Below are 24,930 nucleotides of genomic sequence, written 5' to 3'. Positions count from 1 at the left end.
CGGGGTTTTTTGTGAGCGGGCGACGGGAATCGAACCCGCGTATCGAGCTTGGGAAGCTAGCGCTCTACCATTGAGCTACGCCCGCGTAGCCCGGCTAAATTCCGCCGAGCGAGTTTTAGCATAGCGTAGTTGAAGGGCTCCCGATGACCACCGATGTGCCTACTTGAACAGTTTCAAGCCGTTCCAGCCGGAGCCCACCTGCCCGTACGTCGTCCAAGAACCAGCCCCGAGTCCGTAGTTGTAAAGGTTCCCGTCGACCGTTTGCGCCGTGATTCCCCTGGTACCAGCGCCCGTTAGGCCAAAGCTGGGAAGCAGGGTGTTCATGTACTGCCAGCCTGTACCCGCGGTGGTTGCGGGCCCGTAGAAACCGGCCCAGCCGTCGCCGCGGTAGTTAATGAGGGAGCCCGAAGCCGTCCGGGCCAGGATGTCGTTGGCTCCGTCGCCTTCCCAATCAGCCATTGTCAGGTCCAAACCGTTCCAGCCTGTTCCAATCGCCTGCGGGGCGCTGAGGGCTCCTCCGAACGTATTGGGGTAGTAGCGCAGCACGCCATCGGGGAAATACCCGACGACGCCGGGCCGGGCATCTGCATGCGTCCACTTTCCGACCGTGATGGTCATGCGGTCCCAGCCGCCGTTGCCCACAACGACCTGGCTGGCGAAGCCGCCCCCAGGCAAGCCCCGATAAACGCCCAAAGTTCCGTTGTCCCACTGCGCGAGGATGTCGTAAACACCGTCGACGTCCCAGTCCACTACGAAGCCCTGCTTCAGGCCGGTCCACCCCGAACCGATTTGCACGGGCGCGGCGTAGCCTCCCGCCGTCGTCCCCGGATAGCGCAGCAAGCGGCCCGAAGCATCAGCTGCCACCAAGTCGGCCCCTGACTTGATGCTGGCTGCGCCGGCGGGGTTCCCTGAAAAGTACTGCTCCAGGGTGGCAAATCCCCGCCGGTTCATATCGGTTGCCAGGGCAACCCCCACATACCGAAGATGCCACGGTTCGTAGCTGTATCCGGTGATGTTCGTGTAGCCGTTGGGGTACCGGACGATGAAGCCGTATTTGTAGGCGTTAGCCGCCACCCACTTCCCGGCGACCGTATCCCCAAAGCAGGTGGTCAGTCCGCAGGAGCCCGCGGCGTTTCCGATGTCCATGGCCATGCCGGTCTGGTGCTCGCTGTATCCGGGACGGGCCGAGATTGTATCGGCGTACGCCTGTCCGTATTTGCTGACGTATGACGAGTACACCTGCTGCTGCTGCACGTAGGAACGGTAGCCGCTGACGACGGCCAGGCCGCCGGTTCCGGCGTCGGCCGCGCCTTGGAAAAGCCCATTGAGCCAAGCGGCAGCCTCTTGGCGCATGTATTGACCCGTGCCGCGGACGTTGATGAGATCGGCGGGGGCGTAATTTGCGGGGCTCAATGGCCGGGATTTGTTGACGAGCACCGACGTGCTCGCTGGATCGCTGATGGGATCCAGGCTCGGAAGCGGGTTCGCGGTGAGGGGAACCGCAGCATTCGCGAAGGCTCCGCCTGCAAACATCAGCGCCAGTGCGAGCGAAGCAGCGCAAGCGGCAATCCGGCGTCGGGCATTTCGTGGATGGATGTGAACTCGCACGGACGGCGCCCCCAAATTGTTTTTAGCCAGCGGCAGGCACTCTACCCGGTCAGTGTGGGATTGTCAGCCATTCCCAGTCGAGGCCCGCACATAACCATTAGGTCAAGGCTCGGGGATCATATGGTGATTGCCGCTCAGCGCTGGCTACTCTATGAGAGATGGCTGCTGTGGAGGGGGGACCCGGCTACCTCCCCGAACCGTACGCCGAAAGAGGTTTCCGTGGCATTTGCAGACTATGAAGTGTTGATTGGCAAGGACGCCATGACCGTCTACAAGTTCCTGATGGACGGAACCAACAACTCCTTGTGGCGCCCCGGCGTCCGCAGCGTTGCACTCCAGTCAGGGGTCCTTGGCGAAAACGGTGCGGTGTACAAGCAAACCGTGGCAGGTCCCGCTGGGCGCCCGATCGCCGCGGATTTCCAAATCACTGAGGCCCGTCCCGGAGCTGAAATCCGGTTCAACGTTGTCGCAGGCCCGGCCCGGCCCACGGGAGGCTATTTCCTCAGCACCGAGGGAGCCATGACCCGGCTGCGGTTCGCCCTTGAGTATCACCCCAAAGGCCTGCAAAAGCTCATGAACGGCATGGTCCAGAAAACCATGGAGGCAGAAGTTGCACAGCTGGAGCAGCTAAAAACGGTGATCGAGTCACGCCCGGCGGATTAGCCCCTCTTATTGTGCGAGCCTGAAGCCGCCCCAGCCTCCGCCCACGGTGACCGGCGTCGTCAATCGGCCCGAGGTGAGGTCCCAATATTCCAAAACGCCGTTACTGCCCAAGCCTGCGACGCCGGTGGAGCCGACCCCGGAGACGCCCTTAAGGGCGCGCAGAGCGGTGTAGTCGGTCCATGCCGCGCCAACCACCGGCCGGCTCTCTTGCTTGGGGGTGCCCAAGCCGCTGCCCCGGTAGAGCCTTAGCGAGCCGTTGGCCTCCACAGTCAGGATGTCCTGGAACCCATCTGCGTCGTAATCGACCATGCTGAGGCGCGTGGCGGGATTCCCGGTTCCGATAGCAGCTTGTGAGCGTATGTAGGAAAGCCCGGAATTCTTGTACAGCCACAGCCCGCCCGATCCGTCCATCGCCACGATCTGGGGAAGGCGGTTATTGGCACACCAGTTACCGACCGAGATGTTCAGGGACTGCCAGCCCTGCCCCAGGATGCCGGGCGATCCAAAGCCACCCGACTGCTTGCCTGGGTAAACCAGCAGGGTGCCGTCCGTGCGCTGGGCGATGAGGTCGAAGACGCCGTCGCGATCCCAATCGGAGACGAAGAGTTCCTTCAGGCCAGTGAACCCTACCCCGATTTTCCGCGGAGCACCGTAGGTGGCGTTGCCGGTGGAAGGGTAGGAGTACACGGTTCCGTCGGAAGCGACGGACACGAGGTCGGCGGCACTACCGATCGATGCCGCGCTCAAGTTCACCGTGGGTGGCTGGTATTTGTCACTGGGTTCGCAGACTCCCACCGGATCCACCGGGGGAGTCACAGCGCCACCGCCACCGCCCGGGCTGGTGGTGGTTCCTGGCGGCAAGGTGGTGTAACCGAAGAAGTTCACCACGCCCCAGATGGTGTACCGGTTCGGTGTGGTCTGCGGGTTGCCGTCCGTGTAGGTGATCCCGATGCCCATGACGTTGAACCGGGGATCGCGCAACAAGGCGTCGTGTCCAGGGGAATGCTTCCACCACTCCACAAGTTGCGCGGCGTCCCGGTCCCAACGGACGGCGATCACCTCACCTGCGCCATTGTTTGGGTTCAGGGCGCGCGGGTCGGTCCAAAAGTTGGCACGGTGCTGGATGATTTCCCGCGAGGCGATGCTGTTTGACCACTCTTGGGACATGCCTGCAACGGTGGCGTTGAACTTCAACGCCGTCAGCCCGAGGGAGACCCTGTAGCTGTTGATTGCGTTGAATACGGTCAGGATTGCTGCCCGGTTGTCATCAGGAAGAAGGGCAAGCGCACCGTTTTCCAGGTCCGGTTGGCTGCTTGGCGCCTTGCCGGGGAAGGGCGTGCTGGTTGGGGTTGGTGTTGATGACGGGCTTGCGGTTGGTGACGGGCTTGCGGTCGGTGACGTGGTCGGGACGGCGGCCGGGCTCGGGGCTGCCGCTTTGAGTGAGGGGGTGGCGGGTGCCGTGGTTGGCCCTGCTGGAGGTACGACGGCGGCCGGCCCTGCTGCTCCTGCCGACGGAGTGGGCACGGGGGTTGCCGTGTTTGCGGGCAGGTTTGGGGAAGGTTCGGAGATGGCGGTTTCAGGCGGCTGGCCTGGGCCCGCTACTGGAGTGGAGGGAGCGTCGGGCCCCCGCAACGGCCCAATGTTCGGCACTGGAGGCGGGGTGTCGTACACAGGGTCCACGGCAATCGGCCGACTTCTGACGGGATCCGTGTTCGTCCCTGCGCCCGGCTCGGCCTCCACGGCCGGGCTAGTGCTCGCGGCTGTGGGCGTCGCGACGGAAGGCGCCGGAACCGGCGTCGTGCTTGGCTCCGACGCCGCCAATCCGGTTGGCGCGGTACTTGCGGGAGGGGCCGGGGAGGGAATTGCTTGTGTCGCAGGCAAGAGCTGACCCGAGGCGGCGACCAGGAGGGCCAGCGCTCCGCCCAGCACAATAGCGGCCGGCGCTGCCAGTTTTTTCACAATAACCCCGCGAATGCTCGTTGCCCCCAAGTACGGGCGCGGTTGTTTACGTCCCGGAACTATAGTCCCACGGGACGGCTTGGACAATGAATGGGGTATTTTTGATGCTGTGCTGATCTCTGACCGCGATATTCGTGCCGAAATAGACTCCCAACGGATTGTTCTTGAACCGTACGACCCCGCGATGGTCCAGCCATCATCTGTGGATGTGCGAATTGACCGGTTTTTCCGGCTCTTCGACAACCACAAATATGCGCACATCGACCCGTCGGAGGAGCAGCCTGAACTGACCCGCCTGGTGGAGGTCGACGGCGACGAACCGTTCATCTTGCACCCGGGCGAATTCGTCCTTGGTTCCACGTATGAGATGGTCAGCCTCCCCGATGACATCGCCGCACGGCTGGAAGGGAAATCTTCCTTGGGCAGGCTCGGACTGTTGACCCACTCGACTGCCGGTTTCATCGATCCTGGCTTCTCAGGGCATGTGACGTTGGAGTTGTCTAACGTCGCTACGCTGCCCATCAAGCTGTGGCCCGGCATGAAGATCGGCCAGTTGTGCTTTTTCCGGCTGACCTCCGCTGCCGAGCACCCCTATGGCTCCGGGGAATACGGCAACCGATACCAAGGTCAACGTGGGCCCACGGCGAGCCGCAGCCACCAGAACTTCCACAAGACCGCCATCTAGCACTTCCCCTTTGCCGAGGGGTTAGCTCTCGGCGCTTTGGTGGGATCTTTCGGCCGAGATGTCGCCCCTCGCGGCAGCCTCCTAGGCTCCACTTCTCCTCCACACTGTGGGTAACCTCTCGGGCTTCCTAGAGCGCGCCAACAATGGGCTGATGAGGATTCCGCAGCCACTCCCGGATGAGCTCCGCGACCGCTCATTCACGCTTTCCGAACAACGTGCCGCAGGCATCCCGGAGCATCGCGCGTGGAACAGCGACCTGCATGTTGCGAGCAGGGGTATCCGGGTTCCGTGGGGTCAGGAGCAGGACCTTGCCCATACGGCCCGCCTCCTCAGCGCCATGAGTGAGGGTGCTCTCTGTTGCCGGGAAACCGCGGCGTTGCTGTGGGGATGCCCGCTGCCGTGGGAGCAGCAGCAGGACTTTCTGGTGCATCTCACGCGGGCGGAAGGCAGCTTCCGCCCGCAACGCAGGGGAGTTCGCGGACACAGGATGCTGCTGGGGGATCAAGACATCGCCTGTGTGCACACCATTCCAGTGACGACTCCCGCCCGAACGTGGCTGGACCTTGCCGCGATCCTGCCCTTTGAGGACCTGGTCGCAGCAGCCGACCACTTTATCTGCAGCCAGCGGAGGAGCTTCGGCCATAACAGGACCGCCCTCTGCACGCTGGAAGACCTGCGGGAACAGGTGAAGCGGAACACCGGTATGCGTGGCATTCGGAAGGCTCGGGCTGCCCTGGATCTGGCGAGGGTTGGTGCCGATTCCGTTCCGGAGACCAAACTACGCCTGGCTATCGGGCGAGACTTCCTGCCCGAGCCGGTATTGAGTTACGTCGTCTGCACCGCCTTTGGGCGGGAAGTAGCGTGGCCGGATCTGGCTTTCCCGAACTTCAAAGTTGCGGTTAATTACGACGGCGGCCATCACCTCACCGCGACGCAGAAGGAATCCGATATTCGGCGTGAGGCCCTGCTGGCGGCGAACGGGTGGATCTCCGTGGTTATCACGGCCGCGCAGGTTCGGGACCGCGGATACGACGGGGTTGTCCACCGCGTCCGGGAGGCTCTCCTACGTGGCGGGTGGGTGCCGAGGGGTTAGCTCTCGGGGCTTTGGTGGGATCTTTCGGCCGAGATGTCGCCCCTCGGCGAGGGGAAGCAGGGCGCTTTGGCTAGGCCGCTGGGCGCTCCTGCGTCCGGGGTGGCGCCTTCGGGGACCTGCGAAGGGCCTTGACCACGGGTTCGACGAAGCGCGCGGCCAGGGGCCCCATGATGGCCATGATCAACACATAGGCCGTGGCAAGCGCGGCGAGGTCGTGCGGCACCACCCCGGAGGTCACCGCCAAACCTGCGATGACGATCGAGAATTCGCCGCGCGCTATCAACGCTGCGCCGGCACGGAACCGGCCCGGCACGGCGATACCTGCGCGCTTGGCAGCCCAGAAACCCGTGATCATCTTGGTGGCTGTGGTCAACACCGCCAGCACCAGCGCCCAGCCGAGCACTGGTGGAATCGAACCCGGATCGGTGTTGAGCCCGAACGCCACGAAGAAAATTGCCGCAAAAAGGTCGCGCAGCGGTTCAAGGATCCGGGTGGCGTTGTGTGCTGTTGCGCCGGAGATAGCGATGCCCAGCATGAAGGCGCCCACGGCTGCGGAAACTTGGAGGGCAGAGGCTATTCCAGCCACCAGCAACGCCAGCCCCAGCAGGTTGAGCAGGAAGACTTCCGAGTTCTCGCTGTGCACCGCTTGGGAGACCCGGTGCCCCTGCTTCAGCGCGATAAAGAGCACCAAGGTGACGACGGCAAGCGCGATCCCCACGGTCTGGAGACCGCCCAGGAATCCGACGCCGGCGAGCATGGCCGTGAGGATCGGAAGGTAGATGGCCATCGCCAGGTCTTCAAAGACGAGGATTGACAGCACCACGGGTGTTTCGCGGTTACCGATCCGTCCCAGGTCCGTGATGACTTTCGCTGCTATGCCGGAGGACGAGATGTAGGTGACGCCGCCCATGACGATGGCCCCTACCAGTCCCCAGCCGAGGAACACGGCAATGCCGGCCCCGGGGAGGAAGTTGAGCACGAAGTCCACCACGCCGGCCTGCCAGGAACGCCGTAGTCCGGTCACCAGCTCGGAGGCGGTATATTCCAGACCAAGCATGAGCAACAGCAGGATGACCCCGATCTCGCCCGAGAGGTGGGCGAATTCGTGCATTCCATCCAGCTTGACCAGGCCCCCGGCTCCAAAAGCCAAGCCACCTACCAAATACAACGGAATGGGCGACATGCCGATCCGTCCCGCGAGTCTGGCCAGGAGGCCGAGGCAGAAGACCACGGCGCCCAGTTCAACGAGGGCAAGCGCGAGCGGATCCATCCCGCTCAGCCGTTGCGGAGGATGCCGGCTGCCGAGTCGAGGCCTTCCTGGGTGCCCACCGCCACGAGCAGGTCACCGGTGTGGAGTACGACGTCGGGCGCCGGCGACGGAACAACTTCGCCTTCGCGCATGATCGCCACGATCGAGACTCCGCTCCGGGTACGAATCTGGGCTTTGCCCATTGCTTGGTCCACGAAAGGGGAATCGGGAGTTATGGAGAATTGCCGTGTCACGATCCCCGGCACTTCCCGGTGGGCCTCCGCGAGCCGCATGGCTATGTGCTGGCCGCCCAAGAGGTTGCCCAAGGCCGCTGCCTCGTCGGCCGTCAGGGGGATGGATGCTTGGCACGTGTCTGGATCGTCCCAGGTGGAGACGAATAGTTGGGTTTCGCCTTCGCGAAGTTCCACCACGCCGATGCGGCGTCCTGATGCCGTGACGAAGTCCTTGCGGATCCCCAGGCCCGGCAGTTCAGTCTCTTCCACGTTCATAGCTCCACCCTAACCTTGCTGAAACGGCGCTGGTGCGGCGACCGCCGTCGGCCGTTCCTATCTAGTTAACGTTCGGGGACCACCGCTATTTCCACAGCGGCAGGTGGCTTCACCGGAAGGATCACCAGCAACCCTGCCAAGAGGACCACCATGATCCCGAGTATGCCCCAGCGTTGGGCTTGGCCCTCGGCCACCAGGGGTGCTGCGATGGTGATGCAGAGCGTGAAGAGCAGGGGAGCGAGGAAGCTCACTGCACGTCCGGTGGTGGCGTAGAGGCCGAACAGCTCACCCGATTCACCTGCCGGTGCCAGCCGGGCGAGGTAGGCCCGCGACGATGACTGGGCCGGTCCTACGAACAGGCAGAGCAGCAGGCCGAAGACCCAGAAGGTGTTGGTTCCGGGCCAATCTGAGCCGAAGAACACGTAGTGGCCGTTGCCGAGCACCAGGATGGCGGTCCCCGCAGTGAGCAGGCCAATCAACGAGCACACAATCACTGTCTTGGGCCCTACTTTGTCATCCATGAACCCGCCGATCATGGCGCCGACGGCAGCGACGATGTTTCCGAAGATGGCAAAGAAGATGACTTGCTTGAGCTGAAAGCCGAAGGTGCCTGCGGCGATGACACCGCCGAAGGTGAAGACCGCGGCCAGCCCGTCCCGGAAGATGGCGCTCGAGAGCAGGAAGTAGATGGTGTGGGGGCTGGTTCGGTACATTGCTCGGACCCGCCGGATCAGCAGTCCGTAGGACGCTATGAAACCAAGGGATGCGCCTTCCTTCTTTACGGATAGTTCGGGAACGGCGAGCATCACAGGAAGCGCGAAAATGAAGAACCACAGCGCTGAGAAGATTGCGACGAGCCGGATGTTCAGTGAGTCCTGGGTTGATGCGCCGAACCACTCGAAGGAGGGTTGGACGAAGAGTTGCAGCACCAACAACAAGGCCACGATCCCGCCGAGGTACCCCATTCCCCAGCCGAATCCGCTCACTTTTCCGATGTTCTTGGGCGTGGAAACCTGGGCCAGCATGGCGTTGTAGTTCACGCCAGCAAACTCAAAAAAGACGTTGGCCAATGCAATCAAGCAAACCCCCAGCAACAGGAAACCCGGCTGGGGGAAGACGAAGAAGCAGAGGGCCGTGAGCAGTGCCGTTGCGGCAGTATTGACGCCCAGCCACAGTTTTCGCCGCCCTCCGGCGTCGGAGCGTTGTCCCGTCACCGGGGCCAGCAAGGCGATGGCCAAGCCACCGACGGCCAGCGCAGTGCCCAGGGCTGCCGACGCCGTATCCTGGCCGCCGAAGGCATTGGACGTGAGGTAGACCGTGAACACGAAAGTGGTCATCACCGCGTTGAAGGCAGCCGATCCCCAGTCCCATGTTGCCCACGCGAGGATCTGCCCCTTTGTGGGAACGGCAGTGCCGGAGGCGAGCTCCGAGGAGGGACGGGAGGCTTCGGGAACTACGGCCGCGTTCATAGCATGAATGCTATAGGGAGTGGTCCGGCTTCGGGCAGAGGACGGAGGGTAATCCGGTCGGAGTGCCTTGGTAAACTAGGGACACTGAACCCAACGAATACCCGCGTGCTCCAACTTTTGATAATGCCTTCCTGACTTTGCGGAGAAAACAGTGATCACAGTTCTCGCCATCACCTTTGTAGCGGCAACTGTGGCGCCCTTGATCTTCAGGCAAATCGGGCGGAACGCTTTCTACGTGCTTGCCGCCGTCCCGGCAGCAGCTTTCCTGTGGCTCATCCTCCAGTACCAAGCTGTATATTCCGGCGAGGGCATAGAAGAGTTGCTTCCGTGGATACCCAGCCTCCACGTCGAGCTGGCCTTCAGGATGGACCCCTTGGCGTGGGTGATGTCCCTTCTGATCTTGGGCGTGGGTTCGTTGGTCCTGGTCTACTGCGCCCGGTACTTCAAGAACGAAGACCCCGATCTAGGCGGATTCGGCGCTCAGCTGTTGGCCTTCGCCGGTGCCATGTTCGGCTTGGTCACCTCTGACGACCTTTTGATGCTCTTCATTTTTTGGGAGCTCACAACTGTCCTGTCCTACCTCCTCATCGGATACGCCCGCACCCGGCTTGCGGCACGGCGTTCGGCCCTTCAAGCCCTCATAGTTACCACCGCCGGCGGACTTGCGATGCTGGTGGGGCTCGTCATCATGGGCCAAGCTGCCGGGACGTACCGGATCTCGGCGATCCTTGACCGCGCCGGGGAACTCCTTAACGGCCCCATGCAAGGCGCGCTTACGGCCGCCGTCGTGCTTGTCCTGGCCGGAGCCGTGACCAAATCGGCATTGATTCCCTTCCACTTCTGGTTGCCCGGCGCCATGGCCGCGCCCACTCCGGTGAGCGCCTACCTGCATGCTGCTGCCATGGTGAAGGCCGGCATTTACATCGTGGCGCGGCTGGCACCCGGTTTTTCAGAATCCCCCTGCTGGCTGCCGCTTGTCCTGGGTCTTGGCCTGGCAACGATGCTCGTGGGTGGGTACCGGGCCCTGCGCCAAACCGACATCAAACTGATCCTTGCCTACGGAACAGTGAGCCAACTCGGTTTCCTGACCATGGTTGTGGGACTGGGCCAACCAGACGCCGCGCTCGCAGGTTTAGCGCTCCTGTTGGCCCATGGACTCTTCAAAGCAACCCTGTTCCTGGTGGTGGGCATCATCGACCACCAGTCCGGAACACGGGACCTGCGCAAACTGTCGGGCGTTTTCAGGTCTTCCCGGGCCTTGGGCGTGGTGGCCGCAATTGCTGCTGCGTCCATGGCCGGTGTTCCACCGCTGGCCGGGTTTGTGGCCAAGGAATCTGTGTTCGAAGTCTTCGTCCACTACGCCAACGGCCATGAGGCACCGGCGTGGAGCCTCTTGATTTTGGTGGGGCTCGTGGTGGGCTCGATCCTCACTTTTGCCTACAGCGCACGCTTCATGTGGGGCGCGTTCGCCACCAAGCCCGGCGTGGAGCCCACACCGTTCAAACCCATCAAACCAGCATTCCTGGCGGCCCCCGCCGTCCTCAGCCTCCTGACGGTCCTCTACGGTTTGTGGCCGGATCCGGTAGATTCGTGGATCCAGCCCTACGCTGCGACGTTTGCCCAGGGCCACGCCCAAGGCCAGGAGACAGCCGACGCCGGGCACTTGGCTTTGTGGCACGGCTTTACCCCCGCGTTGGGCCTCACCGCAGTCACCTTTGCCCTCGGCGCCGCCATGTTCTACGGCCGCCGCATGGTTGACCGTGTGCAGGGCAGGATTCCCCCGTGGATCGACGGCGACCGCGCCTACCAAAACACCATTGGTGCTTTGGACGACGTCGCAGTCTGGGTGACGGGCCGCACCCAACGCGGATCGCTGTACTTCTACCTGGCCGTCATCCTGACCGTTGCCTTCGCGGTCCCGCTGACTGCGCTGATCATGGCCAACAAGCCGTTGCCCGGAAACATCTACCTGGTGGACCCCAACTCGCCGCTCCAAATTGTGGTGGGCATTGGAATCGTGGTGGGTGCTTTGGCAGCGGTCCGGGCCAACAAGCGCTTCCTCGCGGTCCTCATGGTGTCCGTCACCGGGTACGGCATCGCACTCATGTTTGCCTTCCAGGGAGCGCCGGACCTGGCGCTGACCCAGATGCTCGTGGAGACCATCGTGCTCGTGGCTTTCGTCCTGGCCATGCGAAGCCTCCCTGCGGGGCTACGGGACAGGACCGGAGGCAGGCTGCGGGTGATTCGAGTGATCATTGGCGCTGCGTTCGGGATCACCATGATTTTCGTGGCCATTTACGCCATGGGTGCGCGCGTGGCGACGCCTGTTTCACTGGACTTCCCGCAACTGGCGTACAAAGGCGGTGGCGGCCTCAACGTGGTCAATGTGACGCTCGTGGACATCCGGGCTTGGGACACTTTCGGGGAGATCTCCGTACTGGCCATTGCCGCGACGGGCGTTGCAAGCCTGATTTTCGTCCGAAGCCGGGGCGAGCGGATTAAGACCTCCGAGACGGTTCCGGAAGGCAGCGTGGGGCGCCGGACCGCCGTCGACCGTGGTACCCGGGCAAGCGCAACGCTGGCGGTGGCGCGGAAATTCAGCGATGTCAGCCGCGACGCGTGGCTTGTGGCGGGCAGGACTTTGGCACCAGAACGTCGATCGATCATCTTCGAAGTAGTGACCCGCCTCATCTTCCATTCGATGATCGTCTTCTCCATCTACTTGCTCCTGGCAGGCCATAACCTCCCGGGCGGCGGTTTCGCCGGGGGCCTGACAGCCGGGTTGGCCCTCACTATCCGCTACTTGGCGGGCGGGCGCTTCGAGTTGAGCGAGGCCGCCACGGTCAGTGCCGGAACCCTTTTGGGAACGGGACTTGCGACGGCGGCAGCGTCCGGACTGGTGCCGTTGTTCCTAGGCGGACAGGTGTTCCAAAGCGCCATTATCGAGTTTTGGCTGCCCGTTTTTGGCGACATCAAGTTCGTCAGCTCCACCGTGTTCGATATCGGCGTCTACATCGTGGTGGTGGGCCTGGCACTGGACGTCCTCCGAAGCCTTGGTGCTGAAATCGACGAGCACTTTGAAGGAGCGGATGCACCGCTCACCGAGAACGATGCCGCCGATTCCGCCGAAGCTGCCGAAGCCGCCGAAATCGCGGCCACCGGGAAGGGCCACGCATGAGCATCAACCTGACCCTGCTGATCATCATGGGCGTCCTCTACGCCTGCGGGATCTACTTGATCCTTGAGCGCAGCCTCACCCGGGTATTGCTGGGGTTGATGTTGCTGGCCAACGCCACCAACATCCTCATCCTCAGTACGGGCGGATACGCGGGCTTGGCGCCGTTGTACAGCCGGGAAACCAAACCCGATGCCTATAACGACCCCTTGCCGCAGGCGTTGATCCTGACCTCGATCGTCATCTCTTTCGCCGTGACCGCTTTCATGCTGGGCATCATTTACCGGACCTGGCTCTTGGCCCGGCAGGACGAGATCCAAGACGACCTCGAGGACCGCCGCGTGGCCAAGACGCCGAGTTTCGACGCCGAGGATGACGCCGTGGTCCCGCTGGAAACCACCGAGTTCGCCCTCATTCCCCCCAGTGCGGAAAACCGGAACAAACCGGACGCCACGGAAACCCCCAATTCATCCACCACCCAGGAAGGAGGCAGCGCGTGAACCTGGCCACCCTGTCACCGCTCGCTGTCCTCCTGCCCATCCTCGGTGCGGCACTGACGTTTATGCTCATCCGGCACCACACAGCCCAACGGGCCGTCAGCATCAGCGTCCTCAGCGCCACGCTGCTGCTTGAATGTGTTCTGCTGGCCTCGGTGTGGAATGGCGGTACAACGTCAGTGACCCTCGGCGGCTGGTTCCCCCCTTGGGGCGTGGTCTTGGTGGTGGACCAGTTCTCCTCGCTGATGCTCGTGGTCTCCAGCGTGGTCAGCCTGGCCGTCCTGGTTTACGCCACGGGACAAGGCATGGCCGACGGCGACGAAGAGGCGCCTGTCTCGATCTTCCACCCCACCTACCTGATCCTCGTAGCTGGAGTGTCCAACGCGTTCCTCACCGGCGACCTCTTCAACCTCTACGTCGGCTTCGAAATCCTACTGACGGCCAGTTATGTCCTGATGACGCTGGGCGGTACCGGCCCACGCATCCGTGCGGGTGTCACGTATGTGGTGGTTTCCGTGGTGTCATCGGTGCTGTTCCTTATTGCCATTGCCATGATCTATGGGGCCACGGGAACCGTGACGCTCGCGGACCTGGCCATCAAGTTGGCGGCGTTGGACCAAGGAACGCAGAACCTGTTGCACGTGATGCTGCTGGTGGCGTTCGGCATCAAAGCAGCCGTCTTCCCGTTGTCCTTCTGGCTTCCGGACTCGTATCCCACAGCGCCTGCCCCCGTGACGGCAGTCTTTGCCGGCTTGCTGACCAAAGTGGGCGTTTACGCCATGGTCCGCACTGAGACATTGCTTTTTCCCGGCGACACCCTCAATGTTCCGTTGATGGTGGTGGCGCTGCTGACCATGCTGGTGGGAATCCTTGGCGCCTTAGCGCAGAGCGACATCAAACGACTCCTCTCCTTCACGCTGGTCAGCCACATCGGTTACATGGTGTTTGGCTTGGCGATGAGTTCGGTGGCTGGGCTGGGTGCCGCTGTCTTTTATGTGGCCCACCACATCACGGTGCAGACCAGCCTCTTCCTGGTGACGGGGCTGATAGAGCGTCGCGGGGGCAGCTCATCCATCGACCGTTTGGGTGGCCTGGCCAAACTTTCACCACTGCTCGCGTTGCTCTTCTTCGTTCCTGCAATGAACTTGGCCGGCATTCCGCCGTTCTCGGGCTTCCTCGGCAAACTCGGCCTGATGCAGGCCGGCATCGAACTTGGAACCCCGTTGGCGATCGCCCTGGTGGTGGGCGGGGTGGTCACCAGCCTGTTGACCTTGCTTGCCATAGCCCGAGTGTGGAACAGGGCTTTCTGGCGTAGGCCGGAGGACGCCGAATACCCGGCCGAGGTCCTCAAAACGCCAGGTAACATCGGAGTCCTTCCACGAACCATGGTCGGATCCACGGTGGCCCTGGTAGTTGTTGGAGTGGCATTGACCCTGTTCGCCGGACCACTCTTCAAGGTTGCGGACGGATCCGCCCGGATCATGCTGGACCGTACGGCCTACATCCACTCCGTCCTGGGCGATTCAGTCCAGGTTCCGCCGCTGCGGGTCCCTCTGCCCCGGACGGCAGGTGCCAAATGAGTCGGAATCCCATCGCGTTCCGCAAGGAACTGCCCCTGCTCATCTGGTTGGTGATCGTTTGGGGGGCACTGTGGCGGGACTTCAGCCCCGGCAATTTGTTGTTCGGCGCCGTCATCGCCATTGTGGTCGCCAAGCTCTTCTACCTACCGCAAGTGGAGCTGAGCGGGAGGTTCAACGTGGTGAGGGCCGGGGCCTTCGCCGTCGTTTTCCTGGCCAAAGTGGCGGCAGCGAGCTTCTTGGTGCTGTACCAGGCCATCGCCAAAGGGCCCAAGGTGCGCAGCGCCGTCGTCGCTGTTCCGTTGCGGAGTCATTCGGACCTCATGGTGACGGCCACCGGCCATGTCATCTCGCTGATCCCCGGCTCGCTGGTGGTGGACGTGGACCGGTCGACGTCCACGCTGTACTTGCACGCCCTGAGCATCTACAACGAAGACGACATCGCGAAGATCCGTCGTGATGTGCAAAACATCGAGGCGAGTTTGATCCGGATCATGGGCACCCGGGAGGAAGTGGATGCGCTGGACGTGGAACGGGCTGCAGGAACGGGAGGGATGAAGGCATGAAGGACATCGTGCTCATTGCCACAGCGGTGATTTTGGGACTGGCTGCTGCCGGGGCCATCATCCGGATCGCCATCGGCCCGTCCTTGCTGGACAGGGTCCTGGCCTCTGACGTGTTGCTGGCCATCCTTGGTGCCGCGCTGGCGGTGGACATGGCCGTTAACCGACACCTGAACAACCTGATGCTCCTGGTGGCTTTGGCCATCATCGGTTTCGTCGGCTCAGTAACGGTTGCCCGTTTCGTGGCCGAACGAAGGGACCGCAGCAATGACTCCTGACGCCACCGGTGTGGACGCAGTGATCGACGGCGTGACCGCTGTATTGCTGGTGGTCGGCGCCCTCATGTCCTTGGGCGCCGCCATCGGGCTGCTGCGATTCCCTGACCTCATGAGCCGCATGCATGCCGCCACCAAGCCCCAGGTTTTGGGCCTGTTCCTGATGCTGGCCGCGATCGGGCTGCAGATGAGGACGTGGTGGGTGTGGCCTGTGCTGTTGGTTGCATGGATCTTCCAGCTGCTGACGGTGCCGGTCTCAGCCCATATGGTGGGCCGCTCGGCGTACCGGACAAAGCACGGGCACCGGGAGCTGCTGACCAAGGACGAGCTTGAGTCGGTGGTCCAGCGGGCCGCGGAAATCCAGCGCGCCGCTCCCGATGCCTAGACGATGTCCTGGGTCTTGGCGAAGCGGGCGATAGCGTGCTGGGTGCCCCGGCTTGCGAGAACCTGGATGAGCGTGCTCACGAACGCTGAAATCAGCGCGAACGTCAGGGCTGAACGAAGGCTGGTCTCCATGTCGTCATTGCCTGTGGGCGGCTTGTTTCCCGTGGCCTTTTCCCATCCTTTGTTGACGAGTTTGGTTCCGACGAAGCCGGCTCCGAGGCTGACTCCGGCACCCACTAGCTTGAATAGGAAGTTCATGCCCCCAGCCTAATGGCAATGGCAGGAGCGCCACCGTTCGTTGCGGCTTCCCGTCGTGTCCATTAGGGCCCGGCGTGGGCCTTGAGGAACGCGGCAAGGGAACCGGGCCCGGCGAGGACTGGAACGACGTCGTGCTCTGCTGACCACACAGCGTCCACCGAGCCGAAACCGGCGATTTCCTTGAGCAGGAAGTACGTGGGCGGCATGAGCTTGAGGCTGTGTGCAGCCTCAGCCTCCAGGATCTGTTGTACCGGCATCCACAAGGACTGCCACGCCTCCGTTGTCTGGTGCCGCGGGTCAGCTCCCGCGTCCGGCTTTGCGACGTAGAAGAAAGTGTCGAATCGCTTGGGCATGTCTGTAGGGGTGATCCAATTGGCCCATGGCCGGAGATTCGCGGCTTCCAGGGTTAGCCCGGATTCCTCCTGGACCTCACGGATGGCTGCTGCCAGGATGGTGCCGGCCATCTTGTGTGCCTGTGCGGGGTCTTCGCTGATGGAGCTCAAGTGCCAGTCCGCGGCATGGCTCGCCAACAAGTCCGCTGGGTAGTTCCACCCGTCATGATCCGCTGCGTCAACCCGCCCACCAGGGAAGACCACCATGCCGGCGGCGAAATCCATGGTGCTGACACGGTGCTGGACAAAGACTTCCAAGCCACCTGGTGCGTCGCGGAGCAAGATGACGCTCGCGGCGAGGCGCGGTTTTGGCGGGGCACCATCTTCGGTGGGAGTCGTGTGCCGCGAAACGTTGGTCATTGAGTCATTCTCTCAGGTCTCGTTGCGGGGCCCGCTGCGCAGGGAAAACGTCGTCGTAATCATGGAGAGCGGGCCCCGCAACGCAGGTGTAAACTGAACCAGCCCACAAGGGCAGATTCATAACGACAGGGGAGCGCCGCCGTCGTAACCTGCAGCGATGCAGGTGACGCGAGGGCGCTGAGAGTGCGGACAGCCGCAGACCCTCGAACCTGATCCGGTTAGTACCGGCGCAAGGGAGTCGAGCTTCTCAAAGTGTCCGGATCAGGGCGGCGCAGGCCGCTGGGACCCAGGCGCTTTCCCCTCCTGTAAACCTCAGGAGGCAGAAAAAATGACCACGGTAAACGTGAAGAAGACCAGTTACAACTGGCGCGTAGTAGACATTGTGGTGGCGGCCCTTATCGCCATCGCCGGCGGCGTGATCTTCTGGGCTTGGGACCAGGGCGCCGCAATCATCTCCATCCCGCTGGACGCAACGTATCCTCCACTGACCGGCATCATCGCCGGCGGTTGGATGATCCCGGCGGTCTTGGGAGCACTCATCATCCGTAAACCGGGCGCGGCGCTGTTCTGCGAAACCGTGGCAGCAGCCAGCGAGCTCATCATGGGCTCCCAGTACGGCACCACGGTGCTGATCTCCGGCGTACTCCAAGGCCTCGGCGCCGAACTCATCTTCGCCGCCTTCCGCTACAAGAAGTTCAACCTGCCGACGGCGCTCCTCGCCGGAGCGGGCGCGGGCTTGTTCTGCGGCCTCAACGACTGCTTCCTGCCGTGGGGTTGGAACATCGCCTACGAAGCATTCGACAAGCTGACCTACATCATCTTCACCACCGTTTCCGGGGCGATCATTGCCGGCGCACTGTCGTGGCTCGCCACCCGTGGCCTTGCGACGACGGGCGTGCTGAGCTCGTTCGCGTCGCGCAAAGCGGCTTCGGAGCCCGTCTTCAACTGATGGGTTCCACCTACGACGCGCGGCCTGCCGCCATCCTGGCCGAGGGCTGGGGTTGGCGGCATGCCGGGCGGCCCCAGCCGGCCATTCAAGGCCTTGACCTCCGGATCGAACCGGGGGAGCGCGTGCTGTTGCTGGGTCCCTCGGGCGCGGGCAAGTCCACCCTTTTGCATGCCCTCGCCGGGGTCTTGGGTGATGAGGAAGACGACTCGGATGAGACGGGTTCGCTGCTGATCGACGGCGTTGCGCCACGCGCACAGCGGGGCCGGGCAGGCTTGATGCAGCAGGACCCCGAAACGCAGGTTGTCCTCTCCCGGGTGGGGGACGATGTCGCCTTTGGCGCGGAGAACCTCTGCGTGCCGCGGGAGGAGATATGGGCCCGCGTTCATGAAGCACTCGACGACGTCGGCTTGCGCACCGCGGCTGGTGCGGGTTTGGCCCTTGACCACCCGACGGCGGCACTGTCCGGCGGACAGAAGCAACGCCTCGCCCTCGCAGGCATCCTGGCCATGCGGCCCGGCCTGATTCTCTTGGACGAACCGACCGCCAACCTCGATCCCGAAGGGGTCTTGGAAGTGCGCGACGCCGTCCGCCGCTGCCTTGATAGGACCGGCGCAACCTTGGTGGTGGTGGAGCACCGGGTGTCCGTGTGGAAAGACCTCGTGGACCGAGTGGTGGTGCTGCAACCGGGCTCCGGCGGGACTTCAGCCTCACCTGGGAAGTCAGCTGCTCCCGGAGTCCTCGCGGACGGTTCCCCCGGCAAAGTGTTGTCCGAACAGCGCTCCATGCTTATGGCCGCCGGCGTGTGGGTCCCGGGATACGTGCCCCCTACCCGGGCGCGGCGCACTGGACACTCTGAGCGGGGACACTCTGAGCGGGGTAACTCTGAGCCGGGAGCAGCAGAACTTCTCCTCGCGGCACAGGACCTGGCGGTTTCCCGCGAAAAGCCCCGCCGCCGTGGCTTCAAGAGCATCCCGCCCGTCCCTGTGCAGTCTGGAATCACTGCGCAGGTCAGGTCCGGACAAGCCCTGACGATCATGGGTCCGAACGGGGCCGGGAAGTCCACGTTCGCCCTCACATTGGCCGGCCTTCTGGCGCCGGTGCGCGGCCAGGTGAGTGCCGCCGTCGAGCTTTCCCAGGGAGCGGGAATTGATCCGTTCAGGTGGAAGGCCGAACAGCTGATCTCCCGCATCGGAACGGTGTTCCAAGAACCTGAACACCAGTTCGTCACAGGGAAGGTTTTGGACGAGCTCATGTTTGGACCCAAACACTTGGGGCACGGACAGGAGCGCGTGGACGAATTGCTTGAGCGGTTGAGGCTCACCCACCTCGTTGACGCCAACCCGTACACTCTCTCCGGCGGGGAGAAGCGCAGGCTGTCCGTGGCCACGGTGCTGGCCGCGCACCCCAAGGTCCTGGTGCTCGACGAACCGACTTTCGGCCAGGATGCGAACACCTGGGCGGAGCTTGCCTCCTTCCTGTCAGAACTGCTCGACGCCGGAACGGCCGTGGTCTCGGTCACCCACGACCAGGAATTCAGCTCCGTCCTTGGTGGTACCGAATTGCGGTTGGGCCCCGTGCCGCAGGACCGCGAAAGCCGCCAGGAAGCCGGTGCAGCATGAGGGAAGCCTTGACTATGCAGGGCAGTCGCGCCGTGCTGACCCGGGCAAATCCACTGGCCAAGTTCGTGGCCGTGTTCCTGGTTTCGATGGTGTTGGCCTTGTCCATCGATTGGGTTTCGGCCTCGACGGCCATCGTGGCCGAGCTCGCACTCTTCCCCCTGGCTGGCCTCACCCTTCGGCTGTTGTGGCATCGTGCCTGGCCGCTCATCATCGCGGCAGCCATCGGCGGCTGGAGTACAGCGATCGTGGCAGCGGACCGCGGCGCTGTACTGCTCGACGTCGGAATATGGTCAATCAGCGAGGGTTCCCTTGAGCTTGGCCTTGGTTTCATGCTGCGAGGGCTGGCGATAGCCCTTCCGGCTATCCTCTTGATGACCTGTACGGACCCCACCGATTTGGCGGACGCCCTGGCCCAAAAGGCTCGACTGCCGCACCGCTTTGTCCTTGGGTCCCTGGCGGCCATGCGGCTGGTGGGACTGATGGCCGAAGAGTGGCAGACCATTGGCATGGCGCGCCGGGCCCGCGGGGTCGGGTCGCACGGCAACCCATTGCAGCGGCTGAAAGCGACCCTGGGTCAGAGCTTCGGATTGCTGGTCCAGGCTGTGCGGAGGGCCTCGCGGCTGGCGGTGACCATGGAAGCGCGTGGTTTTGGCGGCGGCCAGAGGACGTGGGCCCGCGAATCGTCGTACTCGCTGCTCGACGTTTGGGTGGTGCTAGGGGGGCTGATCATTGCATCGGCAACGGTGCTTGCTGCAGTGGGCGCCGGCACCTGGACGTTTGTGTGGCGGTAACCCACGGTATATCGGCGATATCGCATGGATCGGGCACGGTGTGACGTTTGACGCTCAAATGGCGAATTGCTGGGTAGTTATAGCTCATCTGTGATATTTCTTGGATATGACTCAACCTACCGCTGAACACGTGGGCCTCCTGCTCCGCAACGCCCGCAGCGAAAAAGGCTGGACCCAAGGGCAGCTGGCCGCCGAGCTTGGAACCAGCCAGAGCGCGATCGCCCGGATGGAACAAGGCAAACAGAACCTTAGTCTCCGCATGATCGAGCGGCTCGAAGCGATCTTCGGGCGCTCGATCGTCAAAGTGGGCCGCCCGCAGATGACCCATCTTCGCGTGGAAGGTGGCCGCACTCTCTCCGGCGAAGTCGATGTCAACAGCAGCAAGAATGCCGGCGTCGCCCTGTTGTGTGCCAGCTTGATCAACCGCGGCACCACAACCCTGCGCCGCCTGGCACGGATTGAGGAAGTCAACCGGATCGTCGAGGTCCTGACGTCCATAGGTGTTGAATGCACGTGGCTCAATGGAAGCGACCTGCGCATCCGCAGGCCTGAGATGCTGGACTTGGGATCCATGGACGTGGATGCGGCCCGCCGCACCCGGAGCGTCATCATGCTCCTGGGCCCCTTGCTGGATGAGAGCAGCGAATACCAACTGCCCTATGCAGGTGGATGTGATCTGGGTACCCGGACGGTGGAACCCCACATGCAGGCATTGCGAGAGTTCGGGCTCACAGTGGAGGCAAAGTCGGGGTTCTACTCAATTGCTGCTCCCCCTGCTGATGACCTTCACCGCTCGTTCGTGCTCACTGAGCGTGGTGACACAGTCACCGAGAATGCCATCATGGCCGCCGCGCACCGCGAGGGCGTCACGGTGATCCGCAACGCCAGCCCCAACTACATGGTCCAGGATTTGTGCTTCTACCTCCAGGGCCTCGGCGTGGACATTCAAGGCGTGGGCACCACTACCTTGAAGATCACCGGGCGGTCCGCGATCGACGTGGATATCGAGTACTACCCTTCGGAAGACCCCATCGAGGCAATGAGCCTCATCACCGCGGGAATCGTTACCAACTCAGAGGTCACTATCCGCAGGGTGCCCATCGAGTTCATGGAGATTGAGCTTGCCACCCTCGAACAAATGGGCCAGAAGCTTGAGGTCTCCGGTGAGTACATGGCGCGCAATGGCCGGACCCGCTTGGTGGACGTCACCACCAAGCCCTCGGAGCTCCATGCCTTGCAGGACAAGATCCATCCCATGCCTTTCCCCGGGCTGAACATCGACAACCTGCCGTTCTTCGCTGTCATCGCCGGTAACGCCGAGGGACAGACCATGATCCATGACTGGGTCTACGAGAACAGGGCCATATACCTCACGGAGCTCAACAAGCTCGGCGCCCAGGTGCAGCTGTTGGACCCGCACCGGATCTACGTCAATGGGCCCACCAAGTGGCGTGCCGCCGAAATCGGCTGCCCGCCGGCGCTGCGTCCAGCAGCGTGCTTGTTGCTGGCGATGCTGGCGGCCCGTGGCACGTCCGAGTTGCGCAACATCTACGTGATCGAGCGCGGGTACGAGGACTTGGCCGAGCGTTTGAACACCATCGGTGCCAAAATCGAGTACTTCCAGGACTGAGCTGGACGGTTTTGCTGGATCATCCCGACGTGCGGGGGCTCGAATCCCGCGTTGACGGGCCTCGGTCCGTGCCGTTCGGCGGTGATCCGGCAAAACCGACGCAGGTCAGGCTCGCCACAGTGGTCTGCCCCGCTCCAAAACCCCGCGAACCTGGGTCATGACGTCCTGGGGAGAGTTCCACAACTGCTCAGGTGCGAAGCTCAGCACAAGAAACCCCCGGGCTTGCGCAGCATTCAGCCTGCCCATGTCCTTCCGCCAGGCTGACCTGGAGCTGTGAAACTGAAAGCCATTGACCTCGACGATCAGCCATCCGTCGATCAGGATGTCCACGCGGCCCACACCAGCGATCTGAACCTGGCGCTGGAAGGATAGTCCCTCCGCCTCGAACAGCAACCGTGCGCTGATTTCCGGAACGGACTCGGACAATCCGTCAGCCATGCGGAGTAGTTTCCGTGCGGATCCAAAGTAGTTGGCCCGCAGCTCGCCTGCAATGACTTCCCGTGGCACTCCGCGTAATCGCATGGCCGATTGGGCGACGGCTATTGCATCACCATCGGGGAGGCAGGTTAACGCGTGCACCACCGTGTCTTCCAAGGACGCCATAGGCACGTTCCCTTCTGAGCCCACCCGCAGACCGGAATGCCGAACGAATCCATGTCCCCTGTGATGTCGCGTTGCCAGGTGCATCTGTACCGGCTGGGCCCTCAGCCACAGCCCGTAACGGACGGCCGCGGAGGCGCACGTCAGGTATCCGTTGTTGACAAGGGCGGCCAGGTACTCGCGATCGGCGGATGGGAGTGCCCAAATGCCCTGTCTGGGCTGGTAGGCGTGCGGTATTCCCCGCACCATGGCAGGGGTAAAGCCATGCTTGCGGAGTAGGCCAACTCTGGCTACGCCGCCGACCGAAACCAAGAACTCGTACGCCTCCATACAACCAGCTAGCCACGTCCGCGTTGGTTGTGTCCCAGCGAGCCTTGTGTATGTGGAAACAGCCCGCGATCTTTTTTGCTGGATTATCCCGACGTGCAGGGCAGCGAATCCCGCGATGCTGGGCTTCGGTTCCGAGCCGTCCGGCGATGATCCAGCAAAACCGAGGTCCGTCAGACCTGTTTGAGGGCCTTCTCCAAATCGAGGATGAGGTCGCCGACGTCTTCGAGCCCTACAGACAAGCGCACCACGCCATCCGAAAGCCCGATCGCGGCCCGGCCCTCAGGCCCCATGGCCCGGTGGGTGGTAGTAGCTGGATGAGTTATCAGCGACTTGGAATCGCCCAAATTATTGGAAATGTCGATGATGCTCAGCCCGTCCAAGAGCGCAAAGGCCGCTTCTTTCGCTGACCGGCCGGCCGATGGGGACAGCTCAAACGTCAGCACAGTACCGCCGGCCTTCATCTGCTGCGCGGCGAGCTCGTACTGTGGGTGGGATTTCAGCAGTGGGTACTTGACCCAGCTGATCGCGGGCTGCTCCTCCAACCACTCGGCAATCTTCAATGCGGACGCCGAACTGTGATTGACCCGAAGGCCCATGGTTTCAAGGCCCTTTGTCAGTACCCAGGCGTTGAACGAGGACAGCGAGGGGCCAGTGTGGCGCATGAGTTGCTTGACGGGCCCGTCGATGAACTCCGTGGTGCCGAGGATCGCCCCGCCCATAACGCGGCCCTGACCGTCTATATGCTTGGTCCCCGAGTAGACGATCACGTCCGCACCCAGCTCTCCGCAGCGTTGGAGCAGGGGAGTAGCAAAGACATTGTCGACGACGACCGTCGCGCCTGCGGCATGCGCCAGCTCGCTGACCGCGGCGATGTCGACGATCTCCTGCATGGGGTTCGACGGCGATTCGAAGAAGACCGCGGTGGTGGGTTCGGAGAGGGCAGCCTTCCACTGGTCAAGGTCTGGACCGTCGACAAACACTGTCTCCACGCCCCAACGAGGCAGGATCTCGTTGAGGATCACGAAGCACGAGCCGAAGAGTGAGCGGGCGGCAACCACGCGGTCGCCGGCGGCCAGCAAGGCACCCAAGGCGGTGAAGACAGCGGACATACCCGACGCCGTCGCAAAGCATGCTTCGGTGCCTTCAAGCACACGCAGCCGCTCTTGGAACGTGGCCACGGACGGGTTTCCGTAGCGCGAGTAGACGAAGCGTTGGTCCTCGCCCGTAAAGGCGCGTTCGGCAGCGGCAGCTGACTCGTAGACGAAGCCCGAGTTCAGGAAAAGGGCCTCGGAGGTCTCTTGGAAGTTGGTACGGTCGAGGCCGCCGCGCACTGCCTGGGTGTCCGGGCTCCAGTTGGCGGTATCGGGATTGAAAGTCACTTAGTCGTTCCCCAAATTCGTCGGCAGCCCACGGTTTTTCCAGCCGTTGACGGTCCGCTCGCCGTAGCGATCCGGCACGCCTTCGAAGCCTTCAAGAACGTTGTAGGCAGTGAAGCCGGCCTGCGTAGCGGCGATGGCCGCGGAGACGGAGCGATGTCCGCTGCGGCAAAGGAAGACCAGTTCCACGCCGTCGCCCTCGGGCGCTTGCTGCTGGAGTTCTTCGAGGAAGCCCGGGTTCGGGATGCCGCCAGCGAAGTTCCACTGGATGAACAGGGGATCGTTTTCCGTGGCTTTGGTGTCCGGGATGCCCATGTGTGCCCACTCGCCCTCGGTGCGGACGTCCACCAGTATGGCGCCTTCCTGGAGCTTGGCCCACGCGTCTTCAGGAGTCAGGTCACCTGCGTAGCTCATGCGTGGCCCTCGAACGCTTCTTCGTCGTCATCATTCTCCAACTGGTCCACGGCATTGGCGACGGCGGCGTCCGCAGTCGCAATGGCGGCAGGGAGCACCACGGCTTGGGCGACGATGACGCTTTCCCCGTTGAACGTGGCAGCCGGGCTTCCGTGGAGCACGTATCCCTCGGCCAGCGCAGCGGAAATCCGTTCACAGAATTCACGGGTGTCCGGGCCGGTCACCAGGCGGTAGGCAAGTTTTTCTTCGGTGGGTTCAGGCATGGTGCTTCTCCTCGATCACGCTTGCAGTTCGAATTGTCGATACGCCGAGTAGTCACCTGAGGCACCCCGCCGGAGAGAGGGTTGCCGACCAGCAAGTCAGGGCTTGGCGCTGGTGCTCATTACTCTGGAAAAACGTAACATCCGCGAGGACACCGGCGCACTCGGAGGGCCTGAAGCTGCCGTCATGTTGCGTAATCGGAGCCTGCCCAAGCGTCGTTTTCTTACGTCCCGCTGGGTTCGAC

Annotated in this window: 24 protein-coding genes, 1 tRNA gene and 2 riboswitches; of the genes, 13 read left to right on the top strand and 12 right to left on the bottom strand. The window is 63.0% G+C overall.

What is annotated here, in order from left to right; translation table 11 throughout:
* Window positions 1-14: 14 nt before the first annotated feature.
* Both SB659_RS13850 and SB659_RS13845 read right to left on the bottom strand, forming a co-directional pair.
* Window positions 15-85: transfer RNA gene (locus SB659_RS13850), tRNA-Gly, on the bottom strand.
* Window positions 86-159: 74 nt separating this feature from the next.
* Window positions 160-1,608 carry a D-alanyl-D-alanine carboxypeptidase family protein gene (locus SB659_RS13845; protein WP_410550773.1) on the bottom strand — a complete coding sequence of 483 codons (1,449 nt, stop codon included), beginning with the start codon at window positions 1,606-1,608 and terminating at the stop codon, window positions 160-162.
* A gap of 219 nt (window positions 1,609-1,827) precedes the next feature.
* On the opposite strand from SB659_RS13845, the gene SB659_RS13840 reads away from it, so the two are divergent.
* The gene (locus SB659_RS13840) at window positions 1,828-2,271 is read left to right on the top strand and encodes an SRPBCC family protein (protein WP_410550772.1); all 444 of its coding nucleotides are present in this window, start codon (window positions 1,828-1,830) and stop codon (window positions 2,269-2,271) included.
* A gap of 6 nt (window positions 2,272-2,277) precedes the next feature.
* Here SB659_RS13840 and SB659_RS13835 read toward each other — a convergent pair whose 3' ends face one another.
* Window positions 2,278-4,230, bottom strand: coding sequence for a CAP domain-containing protein (locus SB659_RS13835; RefSeq protein WP_410550771.1), 1,953 nt, complete (start codon window positions 4,228-4,230; stop codon window positions 2,278-2,280).
* 109 nt (window positions 4,231-4,339) lie between these two features.
* Here SB659_RS13835 and dcd point away from each other — a divergent pair, with 109 nt between their 5' ends.
* Together dcd and SB659_RS13825 are read left to right on the top strand one after the other, a co-directional pair.
* On the top strand, window positions 4,340-4,915 hold the full coding sequence (gene dcd, locus SB659_RS13830) for a dCTP deaminase (RefSeq protein ID WP_410550805.1): 576 nt from the start codon (window positions 4,340-4,342) through the stop codon (window positions 4,913-4,915).
* 151 nt (window positions 4,916-5,066) lie between these two features.
* Entirely contained in the window at window positions 5,067-6,008 is a 942-nt protein-coding gene (locus SB659_RS13825; protein WP_410550770.1) for an endonuclease domain-containing protein, read from the top strand.
* Between the two features lie 70 nt (window positions 6,009-6,078).
* On the opposite strand, the gene SB659_RS13820 is transcribed toward SB659_RS13825, so the two are convergent.
* The 3 genes from SB659_RS13820 to SB659_RS13810 form a co-directional block, all read right to left on the bottom strand.
* A complete protein-coding gene (locus tag SB659_RS13820) occupies window positions 6,079-7,278 on the bottom strand; it encodes a cation:proton antiporter (RefSeq protein WP_284978191.1) in 1,200 nt (399 codons plus the stop codon).
* A gap of 5 nt (window positions 7,279-7,283) precedes the next feature.
* The gene (locus SB659_RS13815; RefSeq protein ID WP_284978190.1) at window positions 7,284-7,766 is read right to left on the bottom strand and encodes a cation:proton antiporter regulatory subunit; all 483 of its coding nucleotides are present in this window, start codon (window positions 7,764-7,766) and stop codon (window positions 7,284-7,286) included.
* Between the two features lie 65 nt (window positions 7,767-7,831).
* The gene (locus SB659_RS13810) at window positions 7,832-9,235 is read right to left on the bottom strand and encodes an MFS transporter (protein WP_284978189.1); all 1,404 of its coding nucleotides are present in this window, start codon (window positions 9,233-9,235) and stop codon (window positions 7,832-7,834) included.
* 151 nt (window positions 9,236-9,386) lie between these two features.
* Between SB659_RS13810 and SB659_RS13805 the strand changes: the two genes are divergently transcribed.
* From SB659_RS13805 to mnhG, 6 genes are read left to right on the top strand one after another with little or no spacing between them, the layout of a single operon-like run.
* Window positions 9,387-12,413 (top strand): Na+/H+ antiporter subunit A, encoded by a 3,027-nt coding sequence (locus SB659_RS13805; protein ID WP_410550769.1) that lies wholly within the window; start codon window positions 9,387-9,389, stop codon window positions 12,411-12,413.
* On the top strand, window positions 12,410-12,910 hold the full coding sequence (locus SB659_RS13800; RefSeq protein ID WP_284978187.1) for a Na(+)/H(+) antiporter subunit C: 501 nt from the start codon (window positions 12,410-12,412) through the stop codon (window positions 12,908-12,910). Before SB659_RS13805 ends, SB659_RS13800 begins: the two co-directional genes overlap by 4 nt.
* Window positions 12,907-14,487: a Na+/H+ antiporter subunit D gene (locus SB659_RS13795; RefSeq protein ID WP_410550768.1), complete on the top strand. Its 1,581-nt coding sequence runs from the start codon at window positions 12,907-12,909 to the stop codon at window positions 14,485-14,487. Before SB659_RS13800 ends, SB659_RS13795 begins: the two co-directional genes overlap by 4 nt.
* Window positions 14,484-15,050 carry a Na+/H+ antiporter subunit E gene (locus tag SB659_RS13790; protein WP_410550767.1) on the top strand — a complete coding sequence of 189 codons (567 nt, stop codon included), beginning with the start codon at window positions 14,484-14,486 and terminating at the stop codon, window positions 15,048-15,050. Before SB659_RS13795 ends, SB659_RS13790 begins: the two co-directional genes overlap by 4 nt.
* Window positions 15,047-15,325, top strand: a complete 279-nt coding sequence (locus SB659_RS13785; protein WP_284978185.1) for a monovalent cation/H+ antiporter complex subunit F — start codon at window positions 15,047-15,049, stop codon at window positions 15,323-15,325. Before SB659_RS13790 ends, SB659_RS13785 begins: the two co-directional genes overlap by 4 nt.
* The gene (gene mnhG, locus SB659_RS13780) at window positions 15,315-15,707 is read left to right on the top strand and encodes a monovalent cation/H(+) antiporter subunit G (protein ID WP_284977377.1); all 393 of its coding nucleotides are present in this window, start codon (window positions 15,315-15,317) and stop codon (window positions 15,705-15,707) included. The genes SB659_RS13785 and mnhG overlap by 11 nt, the downstream gene beginning before the upstream one ends.
* On the opposite strand, the gene SB659_RS13775 is transcribed toward mnhG, so the two are convergent.
* Complete coding sequence (locus tag SB659_RS13775; RefSeq protein WP_410550766.1) at window positions 15,704-15,964, bottom strand: DUF4235 domain-containing protein; 261 nt, start codon at window positions 15,962-15,964, stop codon at window positions 15,704-15,706. The genes mnhG and SB659_RS13775 overlap by 4 nt on opposite strands.
* A gap of 62 nt (window positions 15,965-16,026) precedes the next feature.
* The gene (locus tag SB659_RS13770) at window positions 16,027-16,716 is read right to left on the bottom strand and encodes an NUDIX hydrolase (protein ID WP_410550765.1); all 690 of its coding nucleotides are present in this window, start codon (window positions 16,714-16,716) and stop codon (window positions 16,027-16,029) included.
* A gap of 117 nt (window positions 16,717-16,833) precedes the next feature.
* Window positions 16,834-16,970, top strand: a riboswitch (TPP riboswitch).
* A 74-nt stretch (window positions 16,971-17,044) separates the two neighbouring features.
* Between SB659_RS13770 and SB659_RS13765 the strand changes: the two genes are divergently transcribed.
* From SB659_RS13765 to SB659_RS13750, 4 genes are all read left to right on the top strand, one after another.
* Window positions 17,045-17,665 carry an ECF transporter S component gene (locus tag SB659_RS13765; RefSeq protein WP_410550764.1) on the top strand — a complete coding sequence of 207 codons (621 nt, stop codon included), beginning with the start codon at window positions 17,045-17,047 and terminating at the stop codon, window positions 17,663-17,665.
* Window positions 17,665-19,284, top strand: a complete 1,620-nt coding sequence (locus SB659_RS13760) for an ABC transporter ATP-binding protein (RefSeq protein WP_410550763.1) — start codon at window positions 17,665-17,667, stop codon at window positions 19,282-19,284. Before SB659_RS13765 ends, SB659_RS13760 begins: the two co-directional genes overlap by 1 nt.
* Window positions 19,281-20,075: an energy-coupling factor transporter transmembrane component T family protein gene (locus SB659_RS13755; protein ID WP_410550762.1), complete on the top strand. Its 795-nt coding sequence runs from the start codon at window positions 19,281-19,283 to the stop codon at window positions 20,073-20,075. The genes SB659_RS13760 and SB659_RS13755 overlap by 4 nt, the downstream gene beginning before the upstream one ends.
* A gap of 106 nt (window positions 20,076-20,181) precedes the next feature.
* Window positions 20,182-21,705, top strand: coding sequence for a UDP-N-acetylglucosamine 1-carboxyvinyltransferase (locus SB659_RS13750; RefSeq protein WP_410550761.1), 1,524 nt, complete (start codon window positions 20,182-20,184; stop codon window positions 21,703-21,705).
* 105 nt (window positions 21,706-21,810) lie between these two features.
* On the opposite strand, the gene SB659_RS13745 is transcribed toward SB659_RS13750, so the two are convergent.
* From SB659_RS13745 to SB659_RS13730, 4 genes are all read right to left on the bottom strand, one after another.
* The gene (locus tag SB659_RS13745) at window positions 21,811-22,635 is read right to left on the bottom strand and encodes a DUF559 domain-containing protein (RefSeq protein WP_410550760.1); all 825 of its coding nucleotides are present in this window, start codon (window positions 22,633-22,635) and stop codon (window positions 21,811-21,813) included.
* 170 nt (window positions 22,636-22,805) lie between these two features.
* Window positions 22,806-24,014, bottom strand: a complete 1,209-nt coding sequence (locus tag SB659_RS13740) for an O-succinylhomoserine sulfhydrylase (protein WP_284978177.1) — start codon at window positions 24,012-24,014, stop codon at window positions 22,806-22,808.
* Window positions 24,015-24,425, bottom strand: coding sequence for a rhodanese-like domain-containing protein (locus tag SB659_RS13735; protein WP_410550759.1), 411 nt, complete (start codon window positions 24,423-24,425; stop codon window positions 24,015-24,017).
* On the bottom strand, window positions 24,422-24,688 hold the full coding sequence (locus SB659_RS13730) for a DUF1737 domain-containing protein (RefSeq protein ID WP_284978176.1): 267 nt from the start codon (window positions 24,686-24,688) through the stop codon (window positions 24,422-24,424). Before SB659_RS13730 ends, SB659_RS13735 begins: the two co-directional genes overlap by 4 nt.
* A gap of 12 nt (window positions 24,689-24,700) precedes the next feature.
* Window positions 24,701-24,812: riboswitch (SAM riboswitch) on the bottom strand.
* Between the last annotated feature and the right edge of the window lie 118 nt (window positions 24,813-24,930).

It is taken from the genome of Arthrobacter sp. SIMBA_036 (assembly GCF_046535135.1).
Classification (GTDB): domain Bacteria; phylum Actinomycetota; class Actinomycetes; order Actinomycetales; family Micrococcaceae; genus Arthrobacter.
This window is presented reverse-complemented; position numbering and strand designations above follow the sequence as displayed.

What these genes read in the sequence shown, in the direction of transcription:
- SB659_RS13785 (WP_284978185.1), top strand. Translation starts at nt 15,047, where the DNA reads ATGAAGGACATCGTGCTCATTGCCACAGCGGTGATTTTGGGACTGGCT.
- SB659_RS13735 (WP_410550759.1), bottom strand. Translation starts at nt 24,425, where the DNA reads ATGAGCTACGCAGGTGACCTGACTCCTGAAGACGCGTGGGCCAAGCTC.
- SB659_RS13775 (WP_410550766.1), bottom strand. Translation starts at nt 15,964, where the DNA reads ATGAACTTCCTATTCAAGCTAGTGGGTGCCGGAGTCAGCCTCGGAGCC.
- SB659_RS13760 (WP_410550763.1), top strand. Translation starts at nt 17,665, where the DNA reads ATGGGTTCCACCTACGACGCGCGGCCTGCCGCCATCCTGGCCGAGGGC.
- SB659_RS13790 (WP_410550767.1), top strand. Translation starts at nt 14,484, where the DNA reads ATGAGTCGGAATCCCATCGCGTTCCGCAAGGAACTGCCCCTGCTCATC.
- mnhG (WP_284977377.1), top strand. Translation starts at nt 15,315, where the DNA reads ATGACTCCTGACGCCACCGGTGTGGACGCAGTGATCGACGGCGTGACC.
- SB659_RS13770 (WP_410550765.1), bottom strand. Translation starts at nt 16,716, where the DNA reads ATGACCAACGTTTCGCGGCACACGACTCCCACCGAAGATGGTGCCCCG.
- SB659_RS13825 (WP_410550770.1), top strand. Translation starts at nt 5,067, where the DNA reads ATGAGGATTCCGCAGCCACTCCCGGATGAGCTCCGCGACCGCTCATTC.
- SB659_RS13800 (WP_284978187.1), top strand. Translation starts at nt 12,410, where the DNA reads ATGAGCATCAACCTGACCCTGCTGATCATCATGGGCGTCCTCTACGCC.
- SB659_RS13815 (WP_284978190.1), bottom strand. Translation starts at nt 7,766, where the DNA reads ATGAACGTGGAAGAGACTGAACTGCCGGGCCTGGGGATCCGCAAGGAC.
- SB659_RS13730 (WP_284978176.1), bottom strand. Translation starts at nt 24,688, where the DNA reads ATGCCTGAACCCACCGAAGAAAAACTTGCCTACCGCCTGGTGACCGGC.
- SB659_RS13765 (WP_410550764.1), top strand. Translation starts at nt 17,045, where the DNA reads ATGACCACGGTAAACGTGAAGAAGACCAGTTACAACTGGCGCGTAGTA.
- SB659_RS13750 (WP_410550761.1), top strand. Translation starts at nt 20,182, where the DNA reads ATGACTCAACCTACCGCTGAACACGTGGGCCTCCTGCTCCGCAACGCC.
- SB659_RS13810 (WP_284978189.1), bottom strand. Translation starts at nt 9,235, where the DNA reads ATGAACGCGGCCGTAGTTCCCGAAGCCTCCCGTCCCTCCTCGGAGCTC.
- SB659_RS13820 (WP_284978191.1), bottom strand. Translation starts at nt 7,278, where the DNA reads ATGGATCCGCTCGCGCTTGCCCTCGTTGAACTGGGCGCCGTGGTCTTC.
- SB659_RS13755 (WP_410550762.1), top strand. Translation starts at nt 19,281, where the DNA reads ATGAGGGAAGCCTTGACTATGCAGGGCAGTCGCGCCGTGCTGACCCGG.
- SB659_RS13745 (WP_410550760.1), bottom strand. Translation starts at nt 22,635, where the DNA reads ATGGAGGCGTACGAGTTCTTGGTTTCGGTCGGCGGCGTAGCCAGAGTT.